We start from the raw sequence: 16,730 nt of genomic DNA on the forward strand, positions 1-16,730 counted from the left end.
TTTTTATTCAGGGTATTCCCCGTCATTCAGCATCTATCAACCACGCAGGGCGGCGATACGCTGCTCGATGGGCGGGTGGCTCATGAACAGCTCGCTCATGGAGCGCTTGCCGTTGATGCCAAAGGCCATCATTGAGCCTTCCAACTGAGGCTCGGCACCGCGGGAGAGGCGCTCAAGGGCGGCAATCATCTTGTCGCGACCGGCCAGCTTGGCGGCACCGGCATCGGCACGGAACTCACGCTGACGGCTGAACCACATGACGATGATGGAGGCCAGAATACCGAACAGCATCTCCAGCACGAACACGGTGATCATGTAGGCAAAACCGCCGGTACTGCTGCTCTCTTCCTCGTTGTTGGAGCTGAAGAAGTTGCTGATCACGCCAGCCACGATCCGGGCGAAGAACATCACGAAGGTGTTCACCACCCCCTGGATCAGGGTCAGGGTCACCATGTCGCCATTGGCCACGTGGCTCACCTCGTGGGCCAGTACCGCTTCCGCCTCGTCACGGCTCATGCTGTAGAGCAGGCCGGAGGAGACCGCCACCAGCGAATCATCGCGGCGGGCACCGGTGGCAAAGGCGTTCATCTCGGGAGAGTCGTAGATCCCCACTTCCGGCATCTTGATACCCGCTTCGCGGGCCTGACGGGCCACAGTACTCACCAGCCAGTGCTCGGTCTCGTTACGGGGTTGCTCGATGACCTGGACGCCATAGCTGCGCTTGGCCATCCACTTGGACATCAGCAAGGAGATAAAGGAACCCCCAAAACCGAACACGGCACAGAACACCAACAGCCCGGAAATGCTGGACTTGTTGATCCCCAGAACCGAGAACAGGATATTGAGTACCACCCCCAGCACCAGCATGACGGCCAGGTTGGTCACCAGGAATAGCATAATTCGCTTCATATAGACTCCTTGTGAAGATAAGGGACATGACCGGGGATCACTCGGGATCCCCACCTGATCATGTTAATGTCGACATTCTAGGGAGATTCGATGAATGTTCGCTGAATATGCCGTCAAAGTAGCGGCGAGATATCGAGACGCCCCTGCAAATCGGCTTCAAGCGGATTGTTTATAAACGGAATTTCGCCGAGGAAGGGGGCAGGCAGCAAGCCCCTCAGGGTGTCCAGATTTTCCTGATAATGGCTCATGGAACCATGGAGCCGATTAATTACCCACCCCGCCACCGGCAGCTGATCGTTGCGGATGGCGGCAAAGGTGAGCAGCGCATGGTTGAGGCAACCCAGCTTGGCCCCCACCACCATGATCACCGCCATGTTCTCCTGCTTGACCCAGTCCGACAGCAGATGCTTGCGATCGAGCGGCAGATACCAGCCCCCCGCCCCTTCCACTACCGCCAGTTCGGCCCCGGCCTGTTCAATCTTGCGTAGCCCTTCGCTCACCCCCTGCATGGTGATAGGCTGGCGCGCCTCGCTGGCGGCAATGTGGGGCGCAATCGGCGGCTCATAGGCGAACGGATTGACCACCTCATAGGGCAGCGGCAGACTCGCCGCCTCCTGCAACAGAACGGCATCCAGGTTGCGCAGCCCGTCCGGAGTGCGGGCACATCCGGCCGAGACCGGCTTGTAACCCGCGCACTTGATTCCCTGTGCGCTGAATTCACGCAGCAGGGTGCGCGCCACCAGCGTCTTGCCCACATCGGTATCGGTGCCGGTGATAAAGAATGATTTCATACGGTTCTCTCCTTGGCAGGGCCCATTGACTACCCTGCACACACTGCGTTTCCCGGCGCTCAGCGAGGCTTGCTGAGACGGCCGAGGCATACCCGATAACTGGCGACCAGCCTGCCATCGGGCTGGCGAAACGCCTCATACGCCTGCGTCAGCTGCTGCAATCTGGCGCGACCGCTCAGACCGGCCGGGGCGGCACTCCCCTGATTGTCATTGACCTGATTGGCCCCAATCCCCTTGAGATCGCGCAACAACTGCGGCAATTCAAGATAGGCGAGATCCCAGGTGATACAACGCAGCTCGGGAGCAGATACCCCGGCGCTAGCCAGCGCCTGCTCCAATTGTGGCAGGCTGAGGAAGCGATTGACATGGGCGTGACTATCAAGCTGCTGCCAGGCGGCTCGCAACTGCCAGAGCGACTCATCGAGCAGGGTTGAGAAAAAGATCTGGCCGCCCGGTTTGACCACCCGCAGCAGCTCGCCAAAAGCCTGGGCCGGACGCTCGCACCACTGCAGCGCCAGACTGGAGAAAACCCAGTCGAACGCGTTATCGGCGAAAGGAAGCTGCTCCGCATCGCCGCAGAACAGGCGAGCACCGCTGCCACGCAAGGCGGCCTGCGCCAGCATACCGGGGGCAAGATCCAGCCCCACCAGCTGGTGACAACGGTTCGCCAGTTGGGGCAAGAAAAAGCCGGTGCCGCAGCCCAGATCCAGCCCGCTCACCGTCAGATCAGTGCCAACCGGCCTGCTCGGCATCCATTCCAGCAACGCCTGACCCACCTCCTGTTGAAAGCGGGCGTGGGCATCGTAATGACGAGCGGCGGCGCCGAAACGGCGAGCAAGCTGCGCCTTGTCAACCGTTTGAAAACGCTCAGTCATGGTGAGCCTCCCCAAGCGTTGTAACTGCAGGGCAGACACCCAAGGCATCGAACAGGCGATCCACATCCTGCTCGCGGTGAGCCGCGCTTAAGGTAATGCGCAGCCGGGCCGTACCGACCGGCACCGTGGGCGGGCGGATGGCGCTCACCCAGACGCCGCGCTCCCGCAGCCGTTCAGCCAGTTGCAGCGCAGCACTGCTCTCCCCCACCAGCAGCGGCTGGATCGGGGTATCGCTCGCGCCAAGCTGCCAACCCTGATCCTTTGCCCCTTGCCGGAAGCGAGCGATCAGCTGGCCAAGATGGGCGCGGGACTCATCAGCCTCGCGCACCAGTTCGATGCTCTTGCTGACCGCGCAAGCCTGCGCGGCGGACATATGGGTGCTGTAGACATAGTGGCGGGCGAAGTTGACCAGATACTCCACCAGCTCGCGGCTGCCGCCGACAAAGGCACCGGCAACCCCAAGCGCCTTGCCAAAAGTGCCCATCTGGATGTGTACGCTGGCAGGTGGAACCCCTTGTGCCGCCAGCGTGCCGCGCCCCTCGGGCCCCAGCACGCCGAGGCCGTGGGCATCGTCGATCATCAGCCAGTTGCCGCTTTGGGCGGCCAGGGTTGTGAGCTCAGCCCAGGGGCCTTGATCCCCGTCCATACTGAACACCCCTTCCGACACAATCAATCCGCGATTTGGCTCAAGCTGCCGTTCAAGGGCCGCCATGTCGTTGTGGGCAAAGCGCTTCATCTTGCAGGGGAGCTGGCAGCCCATCTCCTGCAAAGAGGCGTGGTTGAGTTTGTCCTGCCACAGCAGATGCTCCTTGCCGAGCAGCGCTTTGAGCACCGCCTGATTGGCAGAAAAGCCGCAGTTGAACAGCAGCACCGCCTCCATCCCGAGCCACTCGGCCAGGGTCTCCTCAAGCTGTTGGTGGGCACGGCTGTACCCGGTCACCAGTGGCGAGGCGCCGGAGCCCGCACCATAGCGCTCAATCCCCGCGTTGAAGGCGGCCTTGATGGCGCCGTGATCTGCCAGTCCCAGATAGTCGTTGGCGGAAAAGTTGAGGTAGTCGCGCCCTGCAACCCTGAGCCGCCCGCCACTCGCCCCGTCGGTCGCAATGCGGTTGCGCAGCAGACCCACCTGCTCGCGCCCGGCCAGAGCCGCGCCCAGCGCAAAGGGGCCCGTTACTGCAGGGCCGTTCATGACCGCACAGCCCCTGAACGGGGACGGGTGGCGTCATAAAACATTTCGGCAGGTTCGCTCTGGCGGCTCACCTCGGCCAGCAGCTCCTCTTCTTGAACCTGATCCGGCTTCTGGGCCCGCTGGGCGGGGCGAATGCCGAGCCGCTTGAACAGCTGCATGTCGCTGTTTTCGTCCGGGTTGGGGGTGGTCAGCAGCTTGCAGCCGTAGAAGATGGAGTTGGCCCCAGCCATAAAGCACATGGCCTGCATCTGCTCGTTCATCTTCTCCCGCCCGGCAGAGAGGCGCACATGGGAGGCGGGCATCATGATCCGTGCCACAGCGATGGTGCGGATAAATTCGAACGGATCGAGGTTCTCCTCGTTCTCCAGCGGCGTTCCCTTCACCTTGACCAGCATATTGATGGGCACGCTTTCGGGATGTCGGGGCAAATTGGCGAGCGCCATCAAGAGGCCCGCCCGATCTTTCGCCTGCTCGCCCATGCCGACGATACCACCGGAGCAGACCTTCATGCCGGCGCTGCGCACATGCTCCAGGGTATCGAGCCGATCCTGATAGGTGCGGGTGGAGATGATCTCGCCGTAAAACTCCGGCGAGGTGTCGAGGTTGTGGTTGTAGTAATCAAGCCCCGCAGCGCCAAGACGCGCCGCCTGATCGGCGGTGAGCATCCCTAGCGTCATGCAGGTCTCCATCCCCAGCCCGCGCACCTCCTCGATCATCCGGATGATGTAGGGCATGTCCTTCTCTTTGGGGTTGCGCCAGGCGGCCCCCATGCAGAAACGGGACGAGCCATTGGCCTTGGCTTCGCGGGCCCGCTCCAGCACCTTCTCCACCTCCATCAGCCGCTCGGCCTCAAGACCGGTGTGGTAACGGGCGCTCTGGGGGCAGTATTTGCAATCTTCCGGGCAGGCGCCGGTCTTGATGGAGAGCAAGGTGCTCACCTGCACTTCATTCGGGTCAAAGTGGGCGCGGTGGACGGTCTGGGCCTGAAACAGCAGATCGTTGAATGGCAGGGCAAACAGGGCCTGAACCTCGGCTAGGGTCCAGTCATGACGAAGGGCGTGACCGCCCGCGGTGAGAGCATTCATACATGGCTTCCGGTTGTTATTAGTGGGATCCTGCGCCCGCCATCTTGGGATGGACGGCCACAAAACCCGCCGCCGGGCCTGCGCGCTCAGGGTGATGCGCAGTGCCAAGTGGCTGAAATTGTTGGCTAGTGTAGAGAGCACGCGTAGACTGTCAACACCGACCAGATCAAGTAAATTGACAACAGAACAACAAATGACCAATCAAGAATTCGACCTGCACCACATCTGGCACCCCTATACCTCACTCACTCACCCCCTGCCCTGCTATGAAGTGGCCAGCGCCAAAGGGGTGAAGATCACTCTCAGCGACGGCCGTGAACTGGTGGATGGCATGAGCTCCTGGTGGGCTTGCGTGCACGGCTATCAGGTGCCGGAGCTGGACGCCGCCGCCACCGCCCAGCTCGGCAAGATGTCCCACGTGATGTTTGGCGGCCTCACCCACGCCCCGGCGGTCGAGCTCTGCCGCAAGCTGGTGGAGATCACTCCGAAGGGGCTTGATCGGGTATTTCTGGCCGATTCCGGCTCGGTGGCAGTGGAAGTGGCGCTCAAGATGGCCCAGCAGTACTGGCACGCCAGGGGGACGCCCAGAGCCAAATTTGTCGCCCTGCGCAGCGGCTATCACGGCGATACCTTTGGCGCCATGAGCGTCTGCGATCCCGATGGCGGCATGCATGAGCTCTACAAAGGATTCCTGCCGGAACACTATTTTGTCGATGCGCCGAGCTGTCGCTTCCACGCCGAGTGGGACGAGCAGTGCGTGGTGGAGCTGGCGACACTCATGGCCGATCATCACGAGGAGATCGCAGCCATCGTGCTTGAGCCCATAGTGCAGGGCGCTGGCGGCATGCGCTTCTACCATCCCCGCTACCTGCAGTGGGTACGCGCCCTGTGCGACGAATTCGGCGTACTGCTCATAGCTGACGAGATTGCCACCGGCTTTGGCCGCACCGGCCAGCTGTTTGCTTGCGACTGGGCGGGGATCACCCCCGACATCATGTGTCTGGGCAAGGCGCTCACTGGCGGCTACCTCACCCTCTCGGCGACCCTGACAACCGAGCATGTCGCCCATACCATCTGTAACGGCAAGGCCGGCGTCTTTATGCACGGCCCCACCTTTATGGGCAACCCGCTTGCCTGCGCGGTGGCCAACGCCTCCATCGATCTGCTGCTGACCTCACCTTGGCAGGAGCGGGTGCGCACCATCGAGCATCAGCTGCGAACAGAACTGGTAGAGCTGACCCTGCACCCGGCGGTCGCGGATGTGCGAGTGCTCGGCGCCATCGGGGTGGTGGAGATGAAAGAGCGGGTGGATGTGGCGCGCATCCAGCGCAAATTTGTCGAACTGGGCGCCTGGATCCGCCCCTTTGGCAAGCTGGTCTACTTGATGCCCCCCTTCGTCATCACCCCTGAAGAGCTGCGGGTATTGACCGGCGCCATCCGTCAGGCCATCGCCGAAGGCGAGTTTTAATGCATGCAGCGGGCGGCCATCGCTGCCGCCCGTTTGACTACCGGCATTTGATATATAATAAGGACAACTTTATCCACTTCAGTGCAGTTTCACTTGCCGTAATGTGAGCAAAACACCAGACCTGAGGCCCCAAGAGGGGTAAACTGCTGCGGTTTTACTATCAAGAAAGACTGCTCATGCGCCTCTCCATTGCTGCCAAAATCAACTTTTTCCTGCTCTTCATCTTCTCCATGGTACTGGTCTTCTCCGCAGCCTATCAGGCAGTGCGCGAGCGCGATCTCATCCTGACCCTCATCAAGGAGCAGAGCCGCGAGCAGACCGAAGCCTATTTCGACGGTCTCAACATGCTGATGCTGACCGGCAAGATGGATGCCCGCGATACTATGCGCGGCAAGTTTCTCGACCACGCCCATGTGGAGGATGCACGCATCGTTCGTGGCGACGCGGTGAGCAAACAGTTCGGGCCGGGACGGGAGACCGAACAGGTAAAGGATGAGTTTGATGAGCTGGCACTGGCGGGCAAAGGGAGTCTGGAGGTGGTGCACAACGGCATGCACAGCCGTCTGGTAGTGACCCGACCGCTGCTGGCCAAGAAGGATTTTCGCGGCACCGACTGCACCAGCTGTCATCTGGTGCCGGAGAACACTGTGTTAGGAGCGGTGCGCTTTGACTACTCCCTCGATTCGCTGTTTACCCGGGTCGAGCAGAATATTCTCACCTCGGCGCTCATTCTCACCGGCATCTTCGGGATGGGACTGCTGCTGACCCTCTGGGTCATCCGCACCTGGATCGTGCGCCCCCTCAACCAGTTGACCCGCTCCATGGAAGAGGCCACCGACCTGCACGACTTCGGACACCGGCTGGAGGGGGATGACGGCGACGAGATTGGCCGGGTGGCGGTGGCCTACAACCAGATGCTCGACAGTGTGGAGCGCCAGCTCGGCAAGCGCACCAAGGCCAGCAGGCAGGAGCCGGATCAGCCCCACTGAGGCGGGCGCTTAACCGACGTAGTAGAAAAGCAGACTGGCGATCAGCACCAATAGCAGGATGGCCAGATTGACATGCCGGGAGTCATCCTGACGGCGGCTGCGCTTGCGCTCCAGCAGCAACACCGCCAGCGTCAGGGCGCAACAGCTCCAGAGCCCGTAGACCAGCCAGGGGGTAAGGGCCGGGTCCCAATAATCGCGCACCTCGATCCCGCCATAGACCAGAAAACCGTAGGCGATTTCGGGACGGGCATAGTGGTAAAGGGAGAGCAGCACGATAAAGCCGCCCCAGCAGAGCATCACCAGCCCCTGCAACACCCGTGTCAGCCAATCTGGCCCATGCCGCCGATCTTTCACCCACCTCTCCTGCGCCCGTGACACTCTTGTTGAGTGAACCATGCCGAAAACCCCACCAGAGTCCGACATTTTTGCTTGTTTATCAAACCCGCGCGGGTAAGATTGACGGCTTAGTCTGCCATGGTGGGCCATCTGTGCCCGGGCCAGACTCCCTAGTGTTGCAAATAGCGCTGCAAGAACAAGCTGGAGACAATATTTCGATGACGCACGCATCCGTAGTAGATGTGCTGGCCGGTAAGTATCCGGTCGGCACCACCCAAACTGTCAAAGGGTGGATCCGGACTCGCCGTGATTCCAAGGCGGGGATCTCATTTTTGGCCATTTCCGATGGCTCCTGTTTCCATCCGGTACAGGCAGTTGTCCCCAATACCCTGGCCAATTACGAGAATGAAGTGCTGCGTCTGACCACTGCCTGCTCCGTGGAAGTGACCGGCGTGGTTGCCGCCTCTCAGGGCAGCGGCCAGGCTTTCGAACTACAGGCGACCGAGGTGAAGGTAGTCGGCTGGGTCGAAGATCCGGACACCTACCCGATGGCCGCCAAGCGCCACAGCATCGAATACCTGCGTGAACAGGCCCACCTGCGCCCGCGCACCAACATCGTTGGCGCCGTGACCCGCGTTCGTCACTGCCTGGCGCAAGCCATCCACCGCTTCTTCCACGAAGAGGGTTTCCTCTGGGTTGCGACCCCGCTCATCACCGCCTCTGACACCGAAGGTGCCGGCGAGATGTTCCGCGTCTCCACTCTGGACATGGAAAACCTGCCGCGCACCGACGCCGGCAAGGTGGACTACAACGAAGATTTCTTCGGCAAAGAGGCTTTCCTGACCGTATCCGGCCAGCTGAACGCCGAAACCTATGCCTGCGCCCTCTCCAAGGTCTACACCTTCGGCCCGACCTTCCGCGCTGAAAACTCCAACACCAGCCGCCACCTGGCCGAGTTCTGGATGGTTGAGCCGGAAGTGGCCTTCAACGATCTGGAAGATAACGCCGCACTGGCCGAAGCCATGCTGAAGTATGTCTTCAACGCCGTACTGACCGAGCGTCGCGACGATCTGGAGTTCTTCGCCCAGCACGTGGACAAGGATGCCATCGGCCGTCTGGAGCGTTTCGTCTCCTCCGACTTCGCCCAGATCGACTACACCGACGCCATCGAAGTGCTGCAAAACTGCGGCAAGAAGTTCGAGTTCCCGGTCTCCTGGGGTATCGATCTCTCCTCCGAGCACGAGCGCTATCTGGCCGAGGAACACTTCAAGTCTCCGGTGGTGGTGAAGAACTACCCGAAAGATATCAAAGCCTTCTACATGCGCCTCAACGACGACGGCAAGACCGTTGCCGCGATGGACGTACTGGCACCGGGCATCGGCGAGATCATCGGTGGTTCCCAGCGTGAAGAGCGTCTGGACGTGCTGGATGCCCGCCTGGCCGAGATGGGCCTGAACAAGGAAGATTACTGGTGGTACCGCGACCTGCGTCGCTTCGGTACCGTGCCGCACTCCGGCTTCGGTCTGGGCTTCGAGCGTCTGGTGGTCTACGTGACCGGCATGGGCAACGTCCGCGACGTGATCCCGTTCCCGCGTACTCCGCGTACCGCCGAGTTCTGATCAGCGGCATCTTGCCACTGCATTGCAAAAGCCGACCTGTGGGTCGGCTTTTTTATTGTCACCGTTATGGGTGATACTCAGGATCAATCGGCACAAGGAACTCGTCGCCTATGGGATATCGCCTGCTGCTCTCGCTACTGCTGTCCTGCATGCCTGTTCAACTGTGGGCCGAGCCCGTTCGTCTGACCACCCTGGAGTGGCCCCCCTACACCAGCCAGAGCCTGCCCGATGGCGGCCTCACCGGTCATATCGTCAAGCGCGCCTTTGCCGAGGCGGGACTGGAGGTGACGTTCGACTTCTACCCCTGGCAGCGGGCGGTACGGCTGGCGGCCGACCCGACCCAGCCTTACAGCGGCTATTTTCCCGAGTACCTCTCCGACACCCTGCCCACCCTGTGGCGCAGCTCCGCCAGCGTGGGCGACAGCGTGCTGGGTATGGCGCAGCGCTCAGGCCCCCCCATCCCCTGGCAGCAGCTCACGGATCTCGCCCCCTACCGGATCGGCGTGGTGGAGGGATACGTCAACACCCGTGAATTCGATGCCCTGATGGCCAGCAAGCGCCTCAACACTGCCGCCGTCGATTCCGACCTGCTCAACCTGCGCAAATTGCAGCGCGACCGGCTCGATCTGGCGGTGGTCGATCGGGATGTCTTTCACTGGCTCATCAACCATGATCGCAAGCTGAGCAGCGCCGGATTGCAATTTCACCCGAAGATCCTCGAACACAAGAGCCTGCACATCATGTTTCGCCCCGATCAGCAGGCGTTGCAGCAACGGGTGGCGCAGGCCATTGCCAGATTGGATATTGCCAAGCTGAGCGAGGATTATCAGCGCCGCTATCTGCAGCAAGCCCCTGCGGCCAAGTGAGTCAACCCGCTGAAGTCAGCCCTTGCTGGCAAAAATAGCCTGAGCGCTGGCTTTTTCACCCTCTTCTGCCGCAATCGAGCCCTTTTTATGCCCCTCCCCTGCAGCCCTGTTGCCGCTCTGCTCTACCGCCATGACCACCCGATGGCTTGGCCCCGAGTGATACCACTTGGTGACAAAAATGATGTTTTTGTTAGTACGTGGTTTTTAAGTGGTTTAATCAAAAATTCATCGAGTTATTGAAGTAACTCAATTTTTTCACTTTTTCAGGGGAGCAGAATAGCAACTAACCCTTTTGGGCTAAATAAAACAGACAATGACAATTCATGGTTCAGGCTACCCGCGGCAATATGGGTTGAATCACACGAGGTAACGGAATGATCTTGATGGAATTTTTAGTGGTACTCGGCTGCTTGCTGCTGGGTACCCGCTTTGGGGGCATGGGACTCGGTCTCATCAGTGGTATCGGTCTCTTCCTGCTGACCTTCGTCTTCGGCCTGGTGCCGGGCGAACCGCCTGTTCAGGTAATGCTGACCATTCTGGCGGTGATCGGCTGTGCCGCCACCCTGCAGACTGCCGGTGGCCTCAACCTGATGATGCAAGTGGCCGAACGTCTGCTGCGCCGTCACCCGCAATACATCACTATCCTGGCGCCGCTCACCACCTGGACCCTCACCTTCCTGTGCGGTACCGGCCACGTGGTCTACACCATGTTCCCCATCATCGCTGACATCGCGCTGCAGAAGAACATCCGTCCCGAGCGCCCGATGGCCGTGGCCTCCGTTGCCTCCCAGATGGCCATCTGCGCCTCCCCGGTCTCCGTTGCCGTGGTCTCCATGGTTTCCATTCTGGCGGCCGGTCACGGTATCGGTCAGGCTTACGGCCTGCTCGACATCCTGATGATCGCCATCCCCTCCTCCCTGACCGGCGTTATCGTGGCAGCCCTGTGGAGCCTGCGTCGCGGCAAGGATCTGGACAAGGACGAAGAGTTCCAGGCCAAGATCAAAGACCCGGAGCAGCGTGCCTTCATCTACGGTGGTGGCGAGACCCTGCTCAACACCAAGTTCCCGAAAGAGGCCTACTGGTCTACCTGGATCTTCTTCGCCGCCATCGCTGCCGTGGTATTGCTCGGTGCCAACGAAGGTCTGCGTCCGGTGTTCACCATCAAGGACAAAACTGGCCCGCTCTCCATGAACCTGGTGATCCAGATGATGATGCTGATCGCCGGTGCCATCATCCTGATGCGCTGCAAGGTCAAGCCGGGCGAGATCGCCAACGGTGCCGTCTTCAAGGCAGGCATGGTCGCCATCTTCTCCGTATTCGGGGTTGCCTGGATGAGTGAGACCTTCTTCCAGGCCCACATGCCGCTGCTCAAAGAGACCCTGGCCCATGTGGTACAGGCCCAACCCTGGACCTACGCCCTGGTGCTGTTCCTCATCTCCAAGCTGGTAAACAGCCAGGCCGCCGCCCTGACCGCCATCGCCCCCATGGGTCTGGCGCTGGGTGTGGAGCCGAAGCTGCTGATCGCCTTCCTGCCGGCGAGCTACGGCTACTTCGTGCTGCCGACCTACCCGAGCGATCTGGCCTGTATCGGTTTCGACCGCTCCGGCACCACCCGCATCGGCAAGTTCATCATCAACCACAGCTTCATCATTCCGGGGCTGATCGGGGTGGTGACCTCCTGCTCGCTGGGCTTTATCCTCACCAGCATCCTGCTCTAATCGCAGCGGCGTTTACCACGCTATTGCAATACAGGCCCCCGCTTCGGGGGCCTGCTTTTTTCCCGCTCTGTGACCCCAACCATTTCCCCGCCGCCATTTCCGGACACAATACCTTTACCTCTGCCCACGCCGCTGGGTAGCATGCCCCCTCGTTCACCACCGGAATCTCATCCATGTCTCGCGTCATCCTGCTCTGGAGCGGTGGCAAAGATGCCATGCTGGCCCTCTGTCATGCTCGCCAAGCGGGCCATCAGGTGATGGCACTGGCCACCTTTGCGCCGCCAGAGCCCCGATTTCTCGCTCACCCCTTGCCGCTGGTGCGCCGTCAGGCGGAAGCCCTCGGGCTGCCCCATCTGCTGGTCACCATAGAAGCGCCGTTCGATCTCGGTTATGAGCGGGCACTGGCGCGGCTCAAGGAGGAGTGGGCCCTCGACGGGGTGGTGACCGGCGATATCGACAGCGTGGGCGGTGCGCCTAACTGGATCCGCGAGCGCTGCCGCCCGCTTGGTCTCACCGTCCACACCCCGCTCTGGCAGCAATCTCGTCAAGCCTTGCTGGCGGATATGCTGGCGCGCAGCATCGTCGCCCACCTCTCCTGCGTCGATACCCGGGTGCTGGCTCCCGAGTGGACTGGGCGCACCCTTGATGCCGCCACCCTCGCCGAGTTGCAACAACTGGCCGAGCGCGAAGGCTTCGATGCCTGCGGCGAGCAGGGGGAGTACCACACCATGGTGACTGACGGCCCGGGCTTTGCGGCCCCGCTGCGCCTCGATGGCTGGCTGGTGGCGCGGCAGGATCACCTAGCCTATCTGGCCGAGCCACTGGGGTAACGGCCTCAGGCCATCTGGCCCGCTCACTCAGCGCGCGAAAAATTGAGATAAAAAAACGGGAGGCAACAGCCTCCCGTTTGGATTTGAGCGGGCCAATAACGACCCGAACAAGGGATAAACCGGCTTATTTCGCCAGCTTGCCCAGCACCCGCTGCAGCAGGCGGATGCGCGGCTCGATGCTCTCCAGCAGCAGGAACTCCGCCTCCGAGTGGAAACCGCCCCCCATGGGGCCGAAGCCATCCAGCGACGGCACCCCCGCGGCGGCGGTGAAGTTGGCATCCGAGCCGCCACCGGCTTCCAGCCAGTTGAAGGGGATACCTTCCTCTTTGGCTGCCTCCTCCACCAGCGCCATCAGCACCTCGGTGTCACCGCTCGGTCGCATCGCCGGCTTGAAGGTCTGGCGATCCACCTCGACCCGACAACCGGCGAGGAAGGGATTGTTGGCCATAAAGGTGAGCCGGTCGTGTACCGCAGCGGCCTCTTCGTTGCTCCAGAAGCGCAGATCGACGATCGCCTCGGCAAAGTCCGGCACCACGTTAACGCCAGTGCCACCCTGTACCACGCCGACGTTCATGGTGGTGCCCGTGGTCATGTTGACCTGCTCGTTGATGGCCAGTACCCAGTGCGCCAGCTCGGTGATGGCAGAGATCCCTTCGGTGAGGGCCGAACCGGCGTGGGACGCCTTGCCGTGGAAGGTGATGCGGTACTTGGCATTGCCCTTGCGGGCGCTGATGAGATCCCCGTTGGGACGCGCCGCCTCGGCCACCAGCACGCAGCCGCTCTGTTTGGCCTTCTCCACCAGCCAATTCTTGGACCAGGGGGAGCCAATCTCCTCGTCGCAGTTGCAGCAGACCAGCACCTTGAGCCTGGCCAGCTGTGCCGGATCCATCTCTTTGAGGGCATACCAGGTGGAGAGCAGGCCGCTCTTCATGTCCGAGACGCCGGGGCCAAAGGCCTGATTGCCTTCGATTTTCAGCGGGCGCTTGGCCGCCGTCCCCTCGGGGAAGACGGTATCCATGTGGCCCACCAGCATCACATCGTAGTGATCGGCCCCTGGGGCATTGGTTGCCTCGAGGCAGGGGCCGCACTCGGCGGCGAACTGGTGACGAGTCACCTGCCAGCCGATGGCCTCATATTTCTCGGTCATGATGTCGGCCACTTTGGCCACCCCGGCCGGGGTGCGAGTACCGCAATCGAGGTTGATGAGCGGGGCCAGATCGGCCAGATAGCTATCGAGGGAAAACGGGCTCTTTACAACTGTCATTATCTTCTCCATGCAACAATCAGCATTGATGGCCGATCGTCTATTGCAACAATGCGACACAGTGAGAAAAAGGCGGGCAGCCATGCCACCCGCCCGACCGGTAAATTCCAAACACCACTACATAACCCACATCACTACATGAACAGCAGATAGTTGAGGGTCAACGCCGTCACCAGCGCCCCCGCCATCGGCACGCTGGTGCGCTTGACCACGGTAAAGGGCGATACCTTGGCAATCCCCGCACAGGCGATCAGTACCGCTGCGATGGGGGAGACGGTGCGGCCGATACTGGAAGCGAGCTGCATCGGCAGCAGCATGGTCACCGCAGGTACGCCAAACTTGGCTGCCACCGCCGGTGCCAGGGTCGAGAAGCTGAGGAACGCCGCATTGCCGGAGCCCATGATGACCGCCGCCACCATGATCAGCGCCACCATCACCAGCGTCATCAGACCGCTGCCGATACCGGCATTGCTGGCAGAGTGCAGCAGGGTATCGATGGCGCCGATGGCCTTGAGGGATTCGGCAAACAGCTCGGCACAGACGATGAGCGCCACCACGGGGCCAAACACCTTGCCCATGCCGTCGAGGAAGCTCGACAGCCCGGCAAAAGCGGTACGCACCGAGCGGCTACGCAGCAGCTCGCACAGCATGCCGATAAAGACCGACAGCAGCATGGCCACCTCCACGCTCATCTTGATGTCGCTCACCAGCAGCTTGGAGAAGGTCATCATCAGCACGAAGGGGATGATCGGCAGCAGGGCATACCAGGTGGGCGCCTGCACGCTCTCGGTGCCCTGTTCGTCCAGCTCGGCGTGATCGCCACGATGGAGCGCAGGATCCCAGCCATCCTTGCGATCGCAGTGACGCTGCCAGAAGAAGTGCAGAACCATGGTCACCAGCAGCATGGGGGCCACCAGCCAGATCTGGTAGTCAACGAAATAGCTGGTCGGATCCATGCCGGATTGGCCAGCGGAGAAGATGGCGTTGGTCTGGGTCGGGCCAATCTCGAACGCCTGGGAGGTGGCGATGACACCACAGGCGGAGGCCGGGCTGATGCCGAGGTTGCGCATCACCGGATACATGGTGACCATCAACAGCAGGCCAAGGCCGGTAGCGGAGGTGACGAACAGGGAGACGAATACCGCCACCAGATAGCAGATGGAGAGCATCAGGTAGCTGGACTGGATGCCTGCCACCGGTTTGACCGCCACCCGCACCAGCGCCTGAGAGGCCCCGATATGGGACATGTAGGTGGCAAAACCCGCCACCGCCATGATGGTGAGGCCGAGCCCAGCCGCGCGGTAGGAGAAGATCCCCTTGAACACTTCGAACAGGTCGAACAGGGCGAAGCCGGTGCTCTTGTCAGCGGGGAGAATGGGGTGCAGCCCCAACCAGTAGGCCACCGCAAAAATGGCCATGCCCGCCAGCGCCAGCACCGCCTGCGGGTTGTAATCCTTGATGATGCCGTAGACTACGGCGACCAGAACGAGCAAGACGAATAAAAGTTCCAATATTCACTCCTGATAAATTTATCGAAGAGCGAAATCTAGTGATCTGACCACTATTTGCCTTTGATCCCTATCAATAAAGGTGCCGTCACCGTGATTCATTAGCATAATATGTCGGCCATGTAACAATTTTTCGTTATTTCAACTGCCAGAAAACCTTTATCACCCCATATCCGGGAATTGTGTGACGCGACTCCCCTCTTTTTTGCGTTGGATCAACATCTGACGGCGCCGAACTGGCGAAGATGCGCTTCGACACATAGCGACCATTTCGCGCCGGAGAGAGTTATGACAAGCCAAGCCACCGCAGGTGCTTCGACCTGCGACTACAAGCTGTGGGACATCCTCGTCGAGTCTGCAAAGGAACGCACTACCATTCGTTACTCCAAACTGGCCAAGCAGGCCGGGCTGGAGCAGTGCCAGGATGAACTGCGCACCCTGCTGCAACGCATCCGCATGTACTGCACCGAAAACAACCTGCCGATCCTCTCCGCCATCGTGGTGGACGACGTGGGCAAATACACTGGCCTCTCTTCCAGCCTGCCTGATGCCCCCTGGGAACGGGCCCGGGTCTTTGACCATGAGTGGACCACCCTGCACTGATTGAGGTGCTTGATGATGCCGACCAAAACGCGCCCGCTGGCGCGTTTTGGCTATCTGGTGTTTGCCCTTTCTCTTTTTCTCCTGCAATAGTCGATCTTCTCCCGCAATACCCAACCCCATCGGGCACGCCCACCGTACTGCTTCTGACCTTGTGTTCAAAATCGCCGCTCAGGTGTGACCAGTTCCGGTAAAACCCGCGAGCCGGACCATCGGCGTTGCCATGGGATTGCCACAATGCCAGAATCGGGCCCTTGCACTGCGTTGATTCGGATTTTCGGGCACGGCCACGGCCAGCGCCCACAAGAGAAGGACTCCCCATGGCCATCACCCTCTATGGCATCAAGAACTGCGACACCATCAAGAAAGCCCGCAAGTGGCTGGATGAGGCCGGTATCGACTACCGCTTTCACGACCACCGCGCCGACGGCCTGAACCCGGACGATCTGGACAGCTGGCTGGCAAAACTCGGCTGGGAAGCCCTGCTCAACAGCCGCGGCACCACTTTCCGTGCCCTGCCGGATGAGGCCAAACAGGGGCTCGACACCGCCAAGGCACGCGCCCTGCTGCTGGAACATCCGGCCATGATCAAGCGCCCGCTGCTCGACCGTGACGGCGAACTGACTCTGGGTTTCAAGGCTGATCACTACCAATCCCTCTTTTCCCGTTAAGGACAACTAAGG

General features: G+C 61.0%; 16 protein-coding genes. 8 read left to right on the top strand and 8 right to left on the bottom strand.

Annotated elements, in window-relative coordinates; translation table 11 throughout:
• Positions 1-36 precede the first annotated feature (36 nt).
• From htpX to bioB, 5 genes are all read right to left on the bottom strand, one after another.
• Positions 37-909 (bottom strand): protease HtpX, encoded by an 873-nt coding sequence (gene htpX / locus ACB042_RS06205; RefSeq protein ID WP_005337890.1) that lies wholly within the window; start codon positions 907-909, stop codon positions 37-39.
• A 113-nt stretch (positions 910-1,022) separates the two neighbouring features.
• Positions 1,023-1,700, bottom strand: coding sequence for a dethiobiotin synthase (gene bioD / locus ACB042_RS06210; protein WP_252656436.1), 678 nt, complete (start codon positions 1,698-1,700; stop codon positions 1,023-1,025).
• A gap of 59 nt (positions 1,701-1,759) precedes the next feature.
• Positions 1,760-2,575 (bottom strand): malonyl-ACP O-methyltransferase BioC, encoded by an 816-nt coding sequence (bioC, locus tag ACB042_RS06215; RefSeq protein WP_371178055.1) that lies wholly within the window; start codon positions 2,573-2,575, stop codon positions 1,760-1,762.
• Positions 2,568-3,764, bottom strand: coding sequence for an 8-amino-7-oxononanoate synthase (bioF, locus tag ACB042_RS06220; protein ID WP_371178056.1), 1,197 nt, complete (start codon positions 3,762-3,764; stop codon positions 2,568-2,570). The genes bioC and bioF overlap by 8 nt, the downstream gene beginning before the upstream one ends.
• Positions 3,761-4,849: a biotin synthase BioB gene (bioB, locus tag ACB042_RS06225; RefSeq protein WP_371178057.1), complete on the bottom strand. Its 1,089-nt coding sequence runs from the start codon at positions 4,847-4,849 to the stop codon at positions 3,761-3,763. Before bioB ends, bioF begins: the two co-directional genes overlap by 4 nt.
• 193 nt (positions 4,850-5,042) lie before the next feature.
• Between bioB and bioA the strand changes: the two genes are divergently transcribed.
• Together bioA and ACB042_RS06235 are read left to right on the top strand one after the other, a co-directional pair.
• On the top strand, positions 5,043-6,317 hold the full coding sequence (gene bioA / locus ACB042_RS06230; protein WP_371178058.1) for an adenosylmethionine--8-amino-7-oxononanoate transaminase: 1,275 nt from the start codon (positions 5,043-5,045) through the stop codon (positions 6,315-6,317).
• Between the two features lie 176 nt (positions 6,318-6,493).
• Positions 6,494-7,306, top strand: a complete 813-nt coding sequence (locus ACB042_RS06235; protein WP_371178059.1) for a HAMP domain-containing protein — start codon at positions 6,494-6,496, stop codon at positions 7,304-7,306.
• A 9-nt stretch (positions 7,307-7,315) separates the two neighbouring features.
• Here the strand turns inward: ACB042_RS06235 and ACB042_RS06240 are convergent, their stop codons facing one another.
• Entirely contained in the window at positions 7,316-7,660 is a 345-nt protein-coding gene (locus tag ACB042_RS06240; RefSeq protein ID WP_005359354.1) for a hypothetical protein, read from the bottom strand.
• A 200-nt stretch (positions 7,661-7,860) separates the two neighbouring features.
• On the opposite strand from ACB042_RS06240, the gene asnS reads away from it, so the two are divergent.
• From asnS to ACB042_RS06260, 4 genes are all read left to right on the top strand, one after another.
• Positions 7,861-9,261: an asparagine--tRNA ligase gene (gene asnS / locus ACB042_RS06245; protein WP_005337914.1), complete on the top strand. Its 1,401-nt coding sequence runs from the start codon at positions 7,861-7,863 to the stop codon at positions 9,259-9,261.
• Between the two features lie 110 nt (positions 9,262-9,371).
• Entirely contained in the window at positions 9,372-10,127 is a 756-nt protein-coding gene (locus tag ACB042_RS06250; protein WP_371156267.1) for a substrate-binding periplasmic protein, read from the top strand.
• Between the two features lie 374 nt (positions 10,128-10,501).
• On the top strand, positions 10,502-11,845 hold the full coding sequence (locus tag ACB042_RS06255) for an anaerobic C4-dicarboxylate transporter (RefSeq protein WP_005337916.1): 1,344 nt from the start codon (positions 10,502-10,504) through the stop codon (positions 11,843-11,845).
• 173 nt (positions 11,846-12,018) lie between these two features.
• The gene (locus ACB042_RS06260; protein ID WP_371178060.1) at positions 12,019-12,675 is read left to right on the top strand and encodes a hypothetical protein; all 657 of its coding nucleotides are present in this window, start codon (positions 12,019-12,021) and stop codon (positions 12,673-12,675) included.
• A 124-nt stretch (positions 12,676-12,799) separates the two neighbouring features.
• Here the strand turns inward: ACB042_RS06260 and ACB042_RS06265 are convergent, their stop codons facing one another.
• Both ACB042_RS06265 and dcuC read right to left on the bottom strand, forming a co-directional pair.
• Entirely contained in the window at positions 12,800-13,939 is a 1,140-nt protein-coding gene (locus ACB042_RS06265) for a M20 family metallopeptidase (protein ID WP_371178061.1), read from the bottom strand.
• A gap of 134 nt (positions 13,940-14,073) precedes the next feature.
• Entirely contained in the window at positions 14,074-15,450 is a 1,377-nt protein-coding gene (gene dcuC, locus ACB042_RS06270; protein WP_005350454.1) for a C4-dicarboxylate transporter DcuC, read from the bottom strand.
• A 285-nt stretch (positions 15,451-15,735) separates the two neighbouring features.
• On the opposite strand from dcuC, the gene ACB042_RS06275 reads away from it, so the two are divergent.
• On the top strand, positions 15,736-16,050 hold the full coding sequence (locus tag ACB042_RS06275; RefSeq protein WP_005337929.1) for a hypothetical protein: 315 nt from the start codon (positions 15,736-15,738) through the stop codon (positions 16,048-16,050).
• A 317-nt stretch (positions 16,051-16,367) separates the two neighbouring features.
• Entirely contained in the window at positions 16,368-16,718 is a 351-nt protein-coding gene (locus ACB042_RS06280) for an ArsC family reductase (protein WP_005337930.1), read from the top strand.
• Positions 16,719-16,730: the final 12 nt, after the last annotated feature.

It is taken from the genome of Aeromonas sp. S13(2024) (assembly GCF_041402405.1).
Lineage (GTDB): Bacteria > Pseudomonadota > Gammaproteobacteria > Enterobacterales > Aeromonadaceae > Aeromonas > Aeromonas veronii.